Source organism: Micromonospora sp. ALFpr18c (genome assembly GCF_008868155.1).
In the GTDB taxonomy this organism is placed as follows: domain Bacteria; phylum Actinomycetota; class Actinomycetes; order Mycobacteriales; family Micromonosporaceae; genus Micromonospora.
In genome coordinates this window covers 1-14,418 of the sequence record NZ_WBKR01000168.1, presented here as the reverse complement: position 1 = coordinate 14,418, position 14,418 = coordinate 1, and the positions used below count along the sequence as shown (strand labels likewise).

At 74.1% G+C, this 14,418-nt stretch carries 13 protein-coding genes; 6 read left to right on the top strand and 7 right to left on the bottom strand.

Going from position 1 to position 14,418, the window contains the following annotated elements:
• Positions 1-265: 265 nt before the first annotated feature.
• Positions 266-1,042, bottom strand: coding sequence for a GntR family transcriptional regulator (locus F8271_RS24290; protein WP_192580434.1), 777 nt, complete (start codon positions 1,040-1,042; stop codon positions 266-268).
• A gap of 344 nt (positions 1,043-1,386) precedes the next feature.
• Here F8271_RS24290 and metF point away from each other — a divergent pair, with 344 nt between their 5' ends.
• Both metF and F8271_RS24280 read left to right on the top strand, forming a co-directional pair.
• A complete protein-coding gene (gene metF / locus F8271_RS24285; protein ID WP_151492142.1) occupies positions 1,387-2,304 on the top strand; it encodes a methylenetetrahydrofolate reductase [NAD(P)H] in 918 nt (305 codons plus the stop codon).
• A gap of 21 nt (positions 2,305-2,325) precedes the next feature.
• Complete coding sequence (locus F8271_RS24280) at positions 2,326-3,039, top strand: CDP-alcohol phosphatidyltransferase family protein (protein ID WP_151492141.1); 714 nt, start codon at positions 2,326-2,328, stop codon at positions 3,037-3,039.
• Between the two features lie 93 nt (positions 3,040-3,132).
• Here F8271_RS24280 and F8271_RS24275 read toward each other — a convergent pair whose 3' ends face one another.
• The 6 genes from F8271_RS24275 to F8271_RS24250 are packed head-to-tail and all read right to left on the bottom strand — an operon-like array spanning position 3,133 to position 8,376.
• The gene (locus F8271_RS24275; protein ID WP_151492140.1) at positions 3,133-4,620 is read right to left on the bottom strand and encodes an NAD(P)/FAD-dependent oxidoreductase; all 1,488 of its coding nucleotides are present in this window, start codon (positions 4,618-4,620) and stop codon (positions 3,133-3,135) included.
• Positions 4,621-4,630: 10 nt separating this feature from the next.
• Entirely contained in the window at positions 4,631-5,758 is a 1,128-nt protein-coding gene (locus F8271_RS24270) for a glycosyltransferase family 2 protein (RefSeq protein ID WP_151492139.1), read from the bottom strand.
• Positions 5,755-6,609, bottom strand: a complete 855-nt coding sequence (locus tag F8271_RS24265) for a carotenoid biosynthesis protein (protein WP_151492138.1) — start codon at positions 6,607-6,609, stop codon at positions 5,755-5,757. Before F8271_RS24265 ends, F8271_RS24270 begins: the two co-directional genes overlap by 4 nt.
• The gene (locus F8271_RS24260) at positions 6,606-7,157 is read right to left on the bottom strand and encodes a GNAT family N-acetyltransferase (RefSeq protein ID WP_151492137.1); all 552 of its coding nucleotides are present in this window, start codon (positions 7,155-7,157) and stop codon (positions 6,606-6,608) included. Before F8271_RS24260 ends, F8271_RS24265 begins: the two co-directional genes overlap by 4 nt.
• Positions 7,154-7,891 (bottom strand): monooxygenase, encoded by a 738-nt coding sequence (locus tag F8271_RS24255; protein ID WP_151492136.1) that lies wholly within the window; start codon positions 7,889-7,891, stop codon positions 7,154-7,156. The genes F8271_RS24260 and F8271_RS24255 overlap by 4 nt, the downstream gene beginning before the upstream one ends.
• Complete coding sequence (locus F8271_RS24250; RefSeq protein WP_151492135.1) at positions 7,888-8,376, bottom strand: YbaK/EbsC family protein; 489 nt, start codon at positions 8,374-8,376, stop codon at positions 7,888-7,890. The genes F8271_RS24255 and F8271_RS24250 overlap by 4 nt, the downstream gene beginning before the upstream one ends.
• Before the next feature lie 453 nt (positions 8,377-8,829).
• Here F8271_RS24250 and F8271_RS24245 point away from each other — a divergent pair, with 453 nt between their 5' ends.
• The 4 genes from F8271_RS24245 to F8271_RS24230 form a co-directional block, all read left to right on the top strand.
• Positions 8,830-9,297, top strand: coding sequence for an SAV_6107 family HEPN domain-containing protein (locus F8271_RS24245; RefSeq protein ID WP_151492134.1), 468 nt, complete (start codon positions 8,830-8,832; stop codon positions 9,295-9,297).
• A 102-nt stretch (positions 9,298-9,399) separates the two neighbouring features.
• Positions 9,400-10,125, top strand: a complete 726-nt coding sequence (locus F8271_RS24240) for a hypothetical protein (RefSeq protein WP_151492133.1) — start codon at positions 9,400-9,402, stop codon at positions 10,123-10,125.
• Positions 10,122-11,684: a DNA polymerase Y family protein gene (locus F8271_RS24235; protein WP_151492132.1), complete on the top strand. Its 1,563-nt coding sequence runs from the start codon at positions 10,122-10,124 to the stop codon at positions 11,682-11,684. The genes F8271_RS24240 and F8271_RS24235 overlap by 4 nt, the downstream gene beginning before the upstream one ends.
• A 69-nt stretch (positions 11,685-11,753) precedes the next feature.
• Positions 11,754-14,418, top strand: a 2,665-nt coding sequence (locus tag F8271_RS24230) for an error-prone DNA polymerase (RefSeq protein ID WP_151492131.1), incomplete at its 3' end; no start/stop codon positions are given.

Sequence of the window (14,418 nt, the reverse complement as noted above, 5' to 3'; positions counted from 1 at the left end):
CAGCCCGTGCCCCCCTTCCTACCCCTGGGGTACGACGACTTCCGCCGCCTTTGGCGGTGCTGCCGCGGTGAAGGTGGGGCTGCTGGCATCCCGTGAGCTCCGCCCCAATGAGCGGCTTGCGTTGGTCGCTTTCGGCGCTCACACCAACCGCGACGGGGACGCCTGGCAATCCACGGGCTTGCGATCTTTGAGATCAAGTCCTACAGCGAGAGGCTGACGTTCCAGCGCCCGGTTGGAAATTGCGTCAGCTCAGGAGCGGAATTGTTTAGGTAAGATCGATCCAGTAGTCCAGATCTACCAGATCCGCACGCCTGACGATGTGTGCCACCTCGACCACGCGCTCGCCGACATACGTCTGTCGAGTGATCACCACGACGTGAACGCCGCCAGGGATCTGTAGAGACTCAATCTCATCCGGCGTCGGCATCCTCCATCGCGGTCGCTCGCGGATGCCAGTGACGGTATGCCCGAGGCTGTATAGCTGTGAGGTGTTGCCACCCGGCCAGGGCTCGTTCCTTGGGTCGGCTACCGGGGTGCCGGCGACCATGTCGAGCAGCAGCGACGAGACGGACATCTGTTGCGGCACGCCGTGAGTGCGGAACAGGAAATGGCGCTCCAACAGCATCGTCCCTTGCTCCACCCCGAACAGCTTGGCCATGGGCTCGGTAGCCGGCACCTCGACGAAGCTCCTGTCGAGGCTGTAGGCAGACCACTCAACCTGCTGGTCAGCAGTGAAGGACGTTCCGAGCTCGCCGCTGCGAACCTGCTCCAGCTCTTTGCGGTACCTCTCGGAAGCGAGTCGACGCACGGGCATGTTCGGACGGGCGTAGGTGCCTCGTCCAACCTCTGTCATCACCAAGCCCTCTGCCCGCAGTAGCGCCAACGCTTCACGAACGGTCCCGCGCGCGACTGCGAACTCGGCCATCAAGGTCGATTCACTGGGCAGCAAGGAGCCGGGGGCGATCACGCCGGCCTCGATGCGGTGGCGTAGCTCGTCAGCAACCTGCCGGTAGCGCCGCGGCTGTGGGTGCGGGGTAGGCACGCCCGTCACCGTACTCCGGATCTTCCCGACCGCTTGTTCGCCATGACATGACATTACCTGTCTGGACAGGCTGCCTAGACAGGCCTACGGTTGCAGTGTGGCCGGCACGCTGAGTGATCTAGGGGTAGGCACTGCGTGTCGGCCACCCAAGGAATCTCGGGAGGCAGCTCATGCGTCGATGGAAATGGTTCCAACGTCCTGACGAGTCGATCGACGTCGTCGAACGCTCGGCCTATCAGCCTGTGACGTGCGACCCTCCTACCGCTACGGGGCGGATCGACCGACTCGTGCACGACGGTGGGAAGCTCCTGGGTCCCGATGGCGCCGCCCGCTAGAGTCGGGTCGTGGCGCTCGGTCTTCCCTCGGTACTCCCCAATCCGCAGCCGGCGATCGGGGAGCTCATCCGTGACCGCCAGCCGACCTTCTCATTCGAGTTCTTTCCGCCCAAGACCGAGGCGGGGGAGCGGCTGCTCTGGCAGGCGATCCGCGAGCTGGAGTCGCTGCGCCCGTCGTTCGTGTCGATCACCTACGGGGCGGGCGGTTCGACCCGGGACACCACGGTGGCGGTGACCGAGCGGATCGCCACCGACACCACCCTGCTGCCGATGGCCCACCTGACCGCGGTCAACCACTCCGTCGCCGAGCTGCGGCACGTGATCGGCCGGCTCGCCGGGGTGGGCGTGCGCAACGTGCTCGCGGTGCGCGGTGACCCGCCGGGCAACCCGGGCGGCGAGTGGGTCCGCCACCCCGAGGGTGTGGACTACGCCGAGGACCTGGTCCGCCTGGTCCGCGACTCCGGTGACTTCAGCGTGGGCGTCGCGGCCTTCCCGTACAAGCACCCCCGCTCGGCCGACGTGGCCAGCGACACCGCGCACTTCGTCCGCAAGTGCCGTGCCGGCGCCGAGTTCGCGATCACGCAGATGTTCTTCGAGGCCGACGACTACCTGCGCCTGCGTGACCGGGTGGCCGCCGCCGGTTGTGCCACCCCGATCCTGGCCGGGGTGATGCCGGTGACCCAGATCGGCACCATCGAGCGGTCGGTGCAGTTGTCCGGGGCACCCTTCCCGCCGGCGCTGGCCGCTCGCTTCGAGCGCGTCGCCCACGACCCGGAGGCGGTCCGTCAGCTCGGCGTCGAGCAGGCCAGCGAGATGAGCCGTCGGCTGCTGGACGAGGGTGTGCCGGGAATCCACTTCATCACCCTCAACCGGTCCACCGCCACCCGCGAGGTCTGGCAGAACCTGAAGGCCGGCGCGCGGGCGTGAACGCGCGGTCCGCGACACCTGATGCCCGGTAGGACGGTTGATCCTCAGGTGGGCACACAGCTGAACTGGGATCAGTACGCCACGGCGTGGGCGCGGTTGCACGGCGGCTTCGACCCCCGGACCGCCGCGCCGGTGGTACGCGCGTGGCTGCGGTTCGCGTACCACGTCGGGTATGTGCTGGGCCGGCTGCGGGTCGGTCCCACCGCGGTCACCGTGGCCGGGGTGCTGCTCTGCTTCTGCGTACCGCTGCTGGCGACCCGGCCGGCCGACGGGCCGTTCCTCGGCGCGCTGTTCGTGCTGTTCGCGGCCGTGGCCGACAGCGTGGACGGCGCGGTGGCGGTCGCCACCAGCCGCACCACGCGGCTCGGCTACGTCTACGACTCGCTCGCCGACCGGCTCGGTGAGGTGGCGTGGCTGCTGGCGTTCTGGCTGGTCGGCGCGCCGGGCGCGCTGGTCGTCGCGGGCGGCGCGCTGTCCTGGCTGCACGAGTACGTGCGGGCCCGCGCGGTCTCCGCCGGCATGCGCGAGATCGGCGCGGTGACCGTGGGCGAACGCCCCACCCGTGTCTCGGTCGCGCTGGTCGGGCTGCTGGTCGCCGGCCTGGCCGGGCTGATCGAACCGGACCTGGCCGCCGGCACCATCACCATGGCGACCGCGGTGTGGGTGCTGCTGGCCGGCTTCGGCCTGGGGCAGCTGCTGTCCACCGTCCGCCGCGCGCTGATCGACGCCGGCTGAGCGAGCCAGCCGGCTGAGCGAGCCAGCCGGCTGAGCGAGCCAGCCGGCTGTGTAAGCCAGCCGGCCGAGTGGGCCAGCCGGTGAGTGGCGGGCCTACCAGGCGGGGCCGATCTCGTCGGCGACGATCTGCGCGGAGAGGGTCACCATCGGCAGCCCGCCACCGGGGTGGCTGGAGCCGCCCACCAGCCACAGCCCGTGCGCCGGGCCCCGGTTGGCCGGGCGGAGCAGCCCGCCGGCGGTGCCGTAGATCGAACCGCCCGGCGCCCCGGTCGCCGCGTCCAGATCGGCCGGTGTGCGGACCTCGCGGAACAGCAACCGGTCGCGTACGTCGACGCCGCGCTGCGCCAGCACCTCCAGGATCCGGTCGGCGTACGCGTCGGCAAGCCCGGGGCGGCGCCAGTCGACCGCGCCCGCGGCGGTGCCCTGCCGGGCGGCGTTGACCAGCACGAACCACGCCTCGTGCCCGGTCGGTCGGACCATCGGGTCGTCGGCCACCGTGACGAACACCGTCGGGTCGACGGCCGGCCGGGCCCGTACGCCCCGACCGGGGTCGCCGAAGACGGCGTCGAACTCCGCGTCGTAGTCGTGGGGGAAGAAGACGTTGTGGTGGGCGAGGCCGGTGCTGCCGGAGACGCCGAGCAGCAGCACGAAACCGGCGAGGCTGCGGTCGGTCAGCGCGGCCAGTCGACGGGAGTGCGGCAGCAGGTCGCGGTAGACGGTGATCGCGTCCACATTCGCCACCACCACGTCGGCGGGCACCGGCGCGGCGACGCCGGCGAGGCGTACCCCGTGCACCCGGCCTCCGGTGGCGTCGATGCGGGTCACCGTGGTGTCGGTCTGCACGACCACACCGAGGTCCAGGCAGCGGGTCAGCAGCGCGTCGGCGAGCGTGCCCAGCCCGCCGCGCAGGTACCAGCCGCCGAAGGTCAGCTCGGCGTAGGGGACCGCGACCAGCGCCGCCGGCGCCCGGCGCGGGTCGGCGCCGGTGTAGGTGGCGTACCGGTCCAGCAGCATCCGCAGCCGGGGGTCGGACAGGTGCCGGCGGCCCAGCCCGCGCAGGGTGCGGCCCGGGGCGATGGCGGCCAGGTCACCGAGCCGCCAGGCCAGCGACGCGAGGTCGCGCGGGGAGTCGACGCTGCGGCGCAGGATGTCCCGCTCGGAGGCGTGCCACACCCGTGCGGCCCGGCGCCACAGCCGCTGCCAGTCGGCCGCCGCCCGGTCGCCGAAGGCCGCGCCGATCCGGGTGGCGAACTCCACCGGGTCGGCGCACGAGTCGAGGGTCGGGCCGCCGCCGGGAAAGACGTGCCGGACGATCGGGTCCAGCGGGACCAGGTCCAGGTATTCGTCGAGCTTCGCCCCGGTCGCCTCGAACAGGTCGTGGAAGACCTCGGGCAGCGTGAGCAGGCTCGGCCCGGTGTCGAAGTGGAACGGCCCGGCCGGGGTGTCGTGCAGGTACCGGCCGAGCTTGCCGCCGACCGTCTCCGCCCGCTCGAAGACCGTCACCTGGTGCCCGGTGGCGGCCAGCCGGGCGGCGGTGGCGAGGCCACCCACCCCGGCGCCGACGACCACGATCCGCGCCATGCCGCGCCTCCTAGCTGACCGGGCGGCCCCGCCAGGTCAGGCGGCGTCGCTTTCGCAGATGGTACGACCGCAGGGTCAACCAACCGAGGACCACGACCGACACGGGGTGTGCGAGCGCGTCGGGCCACCACCGACCCCCGGTCGCCCGCGCGGTGAGCACCCGCCCGAGCACCCCGAGCAGGTAGCCGGCCAGGCCCACGGCGGCCACCCCCGGCGCGCCGGCCGCCGCACCCACCAGCGCGACCAGCGGCGGGGCGGTGTAGAGCAGCAGCAGCGACGCCACCACGGCCGCCGCCGCGCCCGGATGCCCGAACGACGCCCAGAGCGACTTCGAGTACCCGTCGCGCAGCTGCGGCCAGTCGTCGTACATCCGGCAGGCGGCCAGCCGGGAACCGTCGGCCAGGGCGATCCGCCCACCGGCCCGCTTGACCGCCCGGGCCAGCTCGACGTCCTCCAGGATCTTGTCGGCGACCGCGGCGTGCCCGCCGGCGGCGGTGTAGCCGGCCCGGTCCACCACCAGGAACTGCCCGCCCGCCGCGGCCAGCGACGGCCGCGGCGAGCGTTCCATCGCGCGCAGCGGCAGGAAGGTCAGCCAGAGCCACTGCAGCAGCGGCTGGACCAGCTGGTCGGCCGCCGTCGCCACCACGATCCGGGGGTACGGCGACAGCAGGGTCGCGCGGGCGGCGCGCAACTCGGTGACGGCGGCGGCCACCGCGTGCGGGGCGAGCACCACGTCGGCGTCGACGAAGACCAGCGCGGTGGCGCTCGGGTCGGCCTGGGTGGCCAGCTGCCAGCAGGCGTGCGGCTTGCCCAGCCAGCCCGGCGGCGGGGCGATCCCGTCGAGCAGGGTCACTCGCGGATCGTCGCCGACCACCGCGCGGACCACGTCGGAGGTGCCGTCGGTGGAACCGTCGTCGAGGACGACGACGCGCAGCCCGGGCACCCCGCGCTGGGCGAGCAGGGCACGCAGGCAGGGCGTGACCCGGGCGGCCTCGTCGCGCAGCGGCAGCAGCACGGCCACCGGCTCGTCGACCTCGTCCGGCCGGTCGGTGGGCCGGCGCAGCCAGCGGGCGGCGTTGAGCCAGGTGTGCGCGGTCAGCGCGGCGACGGCGAGCAGCAGGGCGAGCAGGACGGTCATCGGGTCGCGTCGACGCCGGTACGGTGCGGCTGGCGGTCCTCCCGGGCCGCGTCGCCGGCCCGCCGGGCGCGCAGCAGGGTCACCGTCAGCGGCACGGCGGTCACCGCCATGCCGGCGGCGCCCCACAGCGCCGAGGCGGGCAGGTCGAGGAAGACCGCGTGGGCCAGGATGCTGGAGAAGTACGTCCACAGGTAGAGCGCGACCATCGGGTCGTCGCGCCGGCCGGTGTGCTCGGCGGCCGGCCCGGCAAGCGGGCGCAGCGCGCTCATCAGCAGCACCGCGAAGAGCAGCCAGCCCAGGTAGTTGCTGACCGGGATGCCGGGCAGGCCGGGCAGCGCCGGTGTGGCGTCCCGCCAGACCCAGTAGCCCTCGGCGACCATCTGCGGGTCGAGGAAGAGATCCCAGGCGGCCAGTCCCACCGTGGCCAGCGCGATCCGCCCCGCCCACCGGCCGGCCGGCACGCCACCGCCGGGCGTCGACCCGCCGCCACCGGTCAGCCGGACCGCGGCCAGCCAGGCCGGCCAGGCCATCCAGGTCCAGGCCAGCGGGATGATCAGCGGCACCCCGGCCAGCTTGGGGCCGAGCTCCCCGGAGTAGTCGTAGCTGCCGAACGGCACACCGGTGGCCACCCCGATCGCCTCGATCGCGAACCCGCCGCCGGTGGCCACCGCGACCAGCGCCGCGGCGACCCGCGGACCCCTGCTGAGCAGCGCGTGGCCCACCGAGAGCAGCCAGCCGAGCACGACCGTGGCCACGGTCAGCCCGGCCCGGGTGGCGCCGGTGGTCAGCGGGTAGCAGATCTGGGCGAGCACCAGGACGGCCAGCAGCGCCCAGGAGATCCGCCGGGTCATGACGCGGGGGGCTCGAGGGGCAGGTCCCGACCGAGGACGCCGAACGGCCGCTCGTCGCCGGGGAAGTGGAAGTCGCGCAGCACGTCGACGAAGCCGAACCGCCGGTACAGCCGCCAGGCCCGCGAGGTCTGCTCCTCGGCCTCCGGGGTGGACAGCAGCGTCGTGTCACCCTCGGCCATGCCGAGCAGCGCCCGCAGTTGACCGGCGCCCAGGCCGTGCCCCTGCGCTGGCGGCCGGACGTGCAGTTCGACCACCTCGAAGCAGTCGGTGAGCCACCGCTTGCGGGTCGGGGCGTCCAACGCCCGGTACACCTGGTCGTGCCACCACTGGCCGGCGGCGCCCAGGTAGCCGTAGCCGAAGCCGGCGAGGTGACCCTCGCTGGTCAGGCTCGCCACGGCCCGGAAGCCGGGCCGGCGGACGTGGGTGGCGATGTAGCCGCGCCGGGCCTCCAGCAGGTCGGTGCGGTATCCCATCGCCTCGCCGTAGACGGCCACCACGTCGTCCAGCCGCCGGACCAGATCGTCCGGCGTCCAGCGCACCAACCTCATGCCCGTCCACCCTTCACCGTTTCCGGGCCGCCGTCGGCGACCCACCCGAGCACCGTCCGGTCGCCGACCACGTCGCGCACCTCGAACCGGGCGAACAACTCCTCGGCGTACCAGCCCGCGGTGGGGGTACGCATGATCGCCGCCCGGTGCTCCGGGTGACGGTACGCGAACGCCACCAGGTCCGTCGGGTCGCGCCACACGCTCACCGTGCCCTGCCAACCCAGCGGCGCCTCGCCGACGCCGAACCGGGCCAGCAGTCCGGGTGCCTCGTGCAGGGCGGCGGCCACCGGGGGGACCGCCCGCCAGAAGGTGGCCGCCCGACGGGCCCGCAGTCGCGCCCGGGTCAGCGCCAGCACCGGCCCGGTGACCCGTCCGCCCGGCGGGTCGCCGAACGGCCGTTGACCGGACCACTCGCCCCGGCTGCTCAGCGGACGCAGGTCGACCCGGACGGAGGCGCGGGCGATCCGCGCCCAGGCGCGCCCGACCGGCGAGTCGTCGAACCCGTCCGCCGCGGCGGGGGAGTCCCAGACGGTCAGTGCCGCCCACCGGGTGAGGTCGGCGTCGCCCGGGCCGAAGCCGGTGCCGGTTCCGGTGCCCAGCAGCTTGCCGAACCGGACGCCCGGCAGGGCACGCAGCCGGCGCGGGTCCATCGCCATCCGGGTCAGCGCCCGGGGCAACGCGCCGCGGGAGATCCGCCACACGTGCAGGGTGACCAGGTCCGCGGGCTTGCTCACGCCACCTCGGCCGGGGTGCCGGCGGTGACCCGCAGCAGCTCGGTGTAGGTGGTCGGGAAGACCGCCTGGGGTACGCCGCCCGCGGCCCAGATCTCCGGGTACGCCGCCAGCGCCGTGTCCACCAGGGTGCGCAGCGCCTGCGGGTGCCCGAGTGGGGCGACCCCGCCGATCGGCTGCCCGGTGTGCGTCCGGACGAACTCCGGGGTGGCCCGGCGCAGCCGGGTGACCCCGATCGACGCGGCCAGGCCGGCGGTGTCCACCCGGTGCGCGCCGGAGGTGAGCACGAGCAGGGGCGCGTCGTCCGCGTCGAAGATCAGTGAGTTGGCGATCTGGCCGACCTCGACGCCGAGCGCCTCGGCGGCGGCTGCCGCGGTGTGCACCGCGTCGGGCAGCAGGCGGACGGTGCTGGGCTCACCGGTGCCGTCGAGCGTGCCGGCGGCGGTGAGCGCGTCCTGCACCGCCCGTACGTTCGGGTGTGGCTGCATGAGGACATTCTTCCCGGTCCGCCGGTGTCGGTTCACCCCGGTGCGCCCGGGTGGCGAGCCTCGGCGCGTCACACGTTGCATTTTCGTCGGAGGGGAGGTGTACTGTCAGCAGCAGTTAGAACGAGTGTTCGATTGCCTCGAACGCCCGTTCCAACCAGCCGGAGCGAGGTGTTTCGCGGCGCCAGCTCCGGGCGGTGCGGCTCCGCGGGCCGCACCTGGGTTTCCGGGCAGTCGCGAGCCCGGTCCCGACAGGCAGGAGCGTCGCCCGCCGCCCACGACCCCCGGGCGGCGGGCGACGAACCCGCCGGTACGCCGGCCGGGTGTGGTGTGGGGAAGCATCCACACCCGGCCGGCCACACCCGGTGCGTCTTCCTCCGCACCACCCGACTCGGCGTCTCATCGGCGGCACCACCGCGCCGAGGCGACGCCCGGCCACGTGGAGGAGACAGTCCCATGCCGACCAACCCGGCTCAGGCACCGACGGTGCCGGCGCACGTGCTGCCGCACCGCACCCCCGCCCAGCTGCTCACGTTGGCCCGGCGCGGGCTGGTCGAGGCCGGCCAGACGCGGCCCGACGGCCTGCGCTACGCGGCCGCCCACCTGGCGGCGCTGCGCGCGGCGGCCGCCCTGCTCGCCGCCCGGGCCCGGCCCGCACCGAGCCGCCGCAACCGGATCACCAGCGTCTGGGTCCTGCTCTGCGCCGTCGCCCCCGAGCTCGACGAGTGGGCCCGGTTCTTCGCCGCCGGGGCCAGCAAACGGGCCGCCGCCGAGGCCGGCATCCCCCGGGTGGTCAGCGCCCGGGAGGCCGACGACCTGCTCCGCGCCGCCGACCAGTTCGTCACGGTGGTGGAGACCGCGCTCGGCGTGGCCCACCAACCCACCCTGGACGGCCTCCCCACCCTGGACGGTCTCGCCGCATGATCCCGCCGTGATGCCGGCCGCCCGGCGGGGGGAGCCGGGCGGCCGGCATCACAGCGTGCCGGTCCTGATCTGATCCACAGCAACGACGGGGGGGTTGGTCCGATGGCGGGCCGCATGGTGGTCGGTTCCGCCGCACTGGCCGATCTGGTACGCCCGGCGAGCGCACCCGACCCGGTCGGCGGCCACCGGGTGCTGCCGGTGACGCCCGAGCTGACCGGCCTGCTGCCCAACCGGGGACTACGCCGGGGCAGCACCATCGCGGTCGCCGCCGGTCAACCTCGACGCAGCGGCGGCACCTCGCTGGTGCTGGCCCTGCTCGCCGAGGCGTCCCGGGCCGGCTCCTGGTGTGCCGTGGTGGGGGTGCCGACCTTCGGTGCGGGCGCGGCCGCCGAGTTGGGTATCGCCCTGGATCGGCTGGCCCTGGTGCCGAATCCCGGTCCCGAGTGGGCCACCGTGGTCGCCGCACTGATCGACGGGGTGGATGTCGTGGTCACCGCCGTACCGGCCGCGGTCACCGCCTCGGTCGCCACCCGGCTGGCCGCCCGGGCCCGGCAGCGCGGCAGCGTGCTCGTCCCGTACGGCCGGTGGGACGGCGCGGACGTGACGTTGCAGGTGGTCCGTGGGGTCTGGGAGGGGCTCGGGCAGGGCCGGGGGCGGTTGCGCCGCCGGGAGGTCACCGTCTCGGCCCGCGGGCGTGGGGCCGCCGCCCGACCCAAGGAGATCAAGGTCTGGCTCCCCGGCGACGAACTCACCCGGGTGATCCCCCGCACGGCGCGGTCGACCGTAGGCCGACCGGCCGTGCCGCTCGCCCTGGTCGGGCGGGGATGACCAGCTCTCCGGCACGGACCCTGCTGCTGTGGTGCCCGGACTGGCCGGTGCTCGCCGCCGAGATCGTCGACGGGGTGCCGGCCACCGGCCCGGTCGCCGTGCTGCACGCCAACCGGGTGGTCGCCTGCTCCGAGCGGGCCCGTGCCGAGGGGGTGCGTCGAGGTCTGCGCAAGCGGGAGGCGCAGGGCCGCTGCCCACAGTTGACCGTCGTGGAGCACGATCCCGGCCGGGACGCCCGGGCGTTCGAGCCGGTGGTCGCCGCGGTGGAGGAACTGGTCGCCGGTGTCGAGGTGGTCCGCCCGGGCGCCTGCGCGGTGGTCGCTCGCGGCCCGAGCCGCTACCTCGGCGGTGAGGAGGCGGCCGCCGAGCGGATCATCGAGCACGTCGCCCAGTCGTGTCTGGTGGAGAGTCAGGTCGGCATCGCCGACGGCGTGTTCGCCGCCGGGCTGGCCGCCCGCGCCGGTCGGGTGGTGGCGCCGGGCGGGACACCGGAGTTCCTGGCCGGGCTGCCGGTCGAGGCGCTCGGCCGCTCGGCGCTGGCCGACCTGCTGCGCCGGCTGGGGGTACGGACCCTCGGCGACTTCGCCGCGCTGCCCGCCGGCGACGTGCTGGCCCGGTTCGGGTTCGACGGCGCGCTGGCCCACCGGCTCGCCGCCGGGCGCGACCACCGCCCGCTCGCCGTCCGGCAGCCGCCGGCCGACCTGACGGTGACCGCCGAGCACGACGAGCCGATCGACCGGGTCGACGCGGCGGCGTTCGCCGCCCGCGCGCTGGCCGAACAGCTGCACGAACGGCTGGCCGGGCACGGACTGGCCTGCACCCGACTCGGCATCGAGGCGATCACCGAGCACGGGCAGGAGCTGCACCGGGTGTGGCGGCACGACGGCCTGCTCACCGCCGCCGCCATCGCCGACCGGGTGCGCTGGCAGCTCGACGGTTGGCTCTCCGGCAGCAACGGGCGCGCCGGCGCCCGACCGGCCCGGCCGACGGCCGGCATCATCCGGCTGCGGCTGATCCCGGACGGGGTGATCGCCCAGGCCGGTCTGCAGGCCGGCCTTTGGGGGGAGACCGGCGAGGAGCGGGAACGGGCGCACCGGGCGTTGAGCCGGGTGCAGGGCATCCTCGGCCCGGAGGCGGTGGTCACCGCGGTGCTCGGCGGTGGGCGTTCCCCCGCCGATCAGGTACGACTCGTGCCGTGGGGCGACGAACGCCTCCCGACCCGCCCCGGCGCTCCGCCGTGGCCGGGTCGACTGCCGGCGCCCGCGCCGGCCGTGGTGCTGCCCAGCCCGCTCGCGGCGACGGTGCACGACGCCGCCGGCGAGCCGGTGGTGATCAGCGCGCGGTTGGCGGTGAGCGCTCCGCCCGCCCGGCTGGTGGTCGGTACCGGCCAGCCGGCCCAGATCGTGGGTTGGGCCGGTCCCTGGCCGGTGGACGAGCGGTGGTGGGCGCCGGTCGAGGCCCGCCGCCGGGCCCGGTTCCAGGTCAGCCTCGCCGACGGCACCGCCCTGCTGGTCGCCGTCGAGGCCGGGCAGTGGCTGGTGGAGGCGATCTATGACTGAGTCGGGTCGACCCATGACCGGCGCTGGCTGGTTCGGTGCCGGAGTGGCCGGGGCGGCCGGGGCGGCCGGATGAGCTTTCACAACCCGAAGATGCCCTGGTCCGAGCTGGAAAGCGTGCTTTCCGGCCGGGCCGGCGACACCCGGGCAGGCGGCGGCCGGGGGAGCAGGGGTGAGCGGCACCTGCACGTGGTGGACCCGCTCGCCGTGGATGCCGACGGGGGAGACTCCCCGGCCTGGAGTCGCCGGCGCGAGCAGTACCAACCGCCGGAGCTGACCCGCCCCGACGGCGTGGTGCCCTACGCGGAGCTGCACGCGCACACCAACTTCAGCTTCCTCGACGGCGCCAGTCACCCCGAGGAACTGGCCGAGGAGGCGGCCCGGCTGGGGCTCACCGCGCTCGCCGTCACCGACCACGACGGTTTCTACGGGGTGGTCCGTTTCGCCGAGGCGGCCCGTACGCTCGGCCTGCCGACCATCTTCGGCGCGGAGCTGTCCCTCGGGCTGCCCGGCCCGCAGAACGGCGAACCCGACCCGCACGGCGCGCACCTGCTGGTGCTCGCGCACGGCCACGAGGGGTACGCCCGGCTGGCCACCACCATCGCCCGCGCCCAACTGCGCGGCGGGGAGAAGGGCCGTCCGGTCTACGGGGACCTGGAGGAGGTCGCCGCCGAGCTGCGTGACCACGTACTGGTGCTGACCGGGTGTCGCAAGGGGCACGTGCCGGGGGCGCTGCTCACCGAGGGGGTGGACGCGGCGGCCCGCGAGCTGGACCGGCTGACCGCGCTCTTCGGCGCGGAGACGGTGGCGGTGGAGCTGACCGACCACGGGCATCCCGTCGACGCCGACCGCAACGACGCGCTCGCCGACCTGGCCGCCGAGGCCGGGCTACCGACGGTGGCCAGCAACAACGTGCACTACGCCAGCCCTGGCCGGCGTCGGCTGGCCACCACGGTCGCCGCGGTCCGAGCCCGGCGCAGCCTGGACGAGATCGACGGGTGGTTGCCCGCGGCGGCCACCGCCCACCTGCGCAGCGGCGCGGAGATGGCGGCCCGGTTCGCCGCGTACCCGGGTGCGGTGGCCCGGGCCGCCGAGTTCGGCGCCGAGCTGGCCTTCGACCTTCAGCTCGTCGCGCCGCAGCTGCCGGCGTACCCGGTGCCGCCGGGGCACACCGAGATGAGCTGGCTGCGCAAGCTGACCGCCGACGGGGCGCACGAGCGTTACGGGCCGCCGCAGGCGCACCCGACGGCGTACGCGCAGCTCGACCACGAACTGAACATGATCGAGGAGCTGGGCTTCCCCGGCTACTTCCTGGTGGTCTACGACATCGTCAGGTTCTGCCGCGAGCAGGACATCTACTGCCAGGGCCGGGGTTCGGCGGCCAACTCGGCGGTCTGCTACGCGCTGCGGATCACCAATGTGGACGCGGTCCGGCACCGGCTGCTGTTCGAGCGGTTCCTCGCCCCGGAGCGGGACGGCCCGCCGGACATCGACGTGGACATCGAGTCCGACCGGCGGGAGGAGGTGATCCAGCACGTCTACACCCGCTACGGCCGGGAGCACGCCGCCCAGGTCGCCAACGTCATCTCCTACCGGCCCCGGTCGGCGGTACGGGACGTGGCCAAGGCGTTCGGCTTCTCACCGGGGCAGCAGGACGCCTGGAGCAAGCAGATCGACCGGTGGGGTTCGGTCGCCACCGTCGACGTCGAGGGCATCCCGGAGCAGGTGGTGGAGTACGCCAACGAGCTGCAGACGTTCCCCCGGCACCTGGGCATCCACTCCGGCGGCATGGTGATCTGCGACCGGCCGGTGATCGAGGTCTGCCCGGTGGAGTGGGGGCGGATGCCCGGGCGCAGCGTCCTGCAGTGGGACAAGGACGACTGCGCCGCCGTCGGCCTGGTCAAGTTCGACCTGCTCGGCCTGGGCATGCTCTCCGCGCTGCACTACGGCTACGACATGATCGGAGAGAGCCTCGACCTGGGCGACATGACGCTGGACGACCCCGAGGTCTACGACATGCTCTGCCGGGCCGACTCGGTCGGGGTGTTCCAGGTGGAGAGTCGCGCCCAGATGGCCACCCTGCCCCGGCTCAAGCCCCGCGAGTTCTACGACCTGGTGGTCGAGGTGGCGCTGATCCGGCCCGGCCCGATCCAGGGCGGCTCGGTGCACCCGTTCATCCGGCGCAAGAACGGTCAGGAGCCGGTGACCTTCGCACACCCGCTGATGCGCAACGCGCTGGAGAAGACCCTGGGCGTGCCGCTGTTCCAGGAGCAGCTGATGCAGCTCGCCATCGACCTGGCCGGCTTCGACGCGGCCGAGGCCGACCAGCTGCGCCGGGCGATGGGCGCCAAACGGTCGGTCGAGCGGATGACCCGCATCGCCGACCGGCTCTACGCCGGGATGGCCGAGCGGGGCATCACCGGTGAGCTGGCCGACGACGTCTATCGCAAGCTCACCGCGTTCGCCAGCTATGGCTTCCCGGAGAGCCACGCGATGAGCTTCGCCTACCTGGTCTACGCCAGTTCCTGGCTCAAGCGCTACCACCCGGCGCCGTTCCTGGCCGCGCTGCTCAACGCCCAGCCGATGGGCTTCTACTCGCCGCAGACCCTGGTCGACGACGCCCGCCGGCACGGGGTGGAGGTCCGCCGCCCGGACATCAACGCCAGCGCCGCGTTGGCGGTGCTGGAGTCCACCCCGGACACCCGGTGGGGCAGCGGGCCGGGGGAGCCGCCGCACG

Coding starts and splice junctions, on each gene's coding strand:
- F8271_RS24280 (WP_151492141.1), top strand. CDS start 2,326: ATGCCCGGTAGGACGGTTGATCCTCAGGTGGGCACACAGCTGAACTGG.
- F8271_RS24275 (WP_151492140.1), bottom strand. CDS start 4,620: ATGGCGCGGATCGTGGTCGTCGGCGCCGGGGTGGGTGGCCTCGCCACC.
- F8271_RS24270 (WP_151492139.1), bottom strand. CDS start 5,758: ATGACCGTCCTGCTCGCCCTGCTGCTCGCCGTCGCCGCGCTGACCGCG.
- F8271_RS24265 (WP_151492138.1), bottom strand. CDS start 6,609: ATGACCCGGCGGATCTCCTGGGCGCTGCTGGCCGTCCTGGTGCTCGCC.
- F8271_RS24260 (WP_151492137.1), bottom strand. CDS start 7,157: ATGAGGTTGGTGCGCTGGACGCCGGACGATCTGGTCCGGCGGCTGGAC.
- F8271_RS24250 (WP_151492135.1), bottom strand. CDS start 8,376: ATGCAGCCACACCCGAACGTACGGGCGGTGCAGGACGCGCTCACCGCC.
- F8271_RS24245 (WP_151492134.1), top strand. CDS start 8,830: ATGCCGACCAACCCGGCTCAGGCACCGACGGTGCCGGCGCACGTGCTG.
- F8271_RS24240 (WP_151492133.1), top strand. CDS start 9,400: ATGGCGGGCCGCATGGTGGTCGGTTCCGCCGCACTGGCCGATCTGGTA.
- F8271_RS24235 (WP_151492132.1), top strand. CDS start 10,122: ATGACCAGCTCTCCGGCACGGACCCTGCTGCTGTGGTGCCCGGACTGG.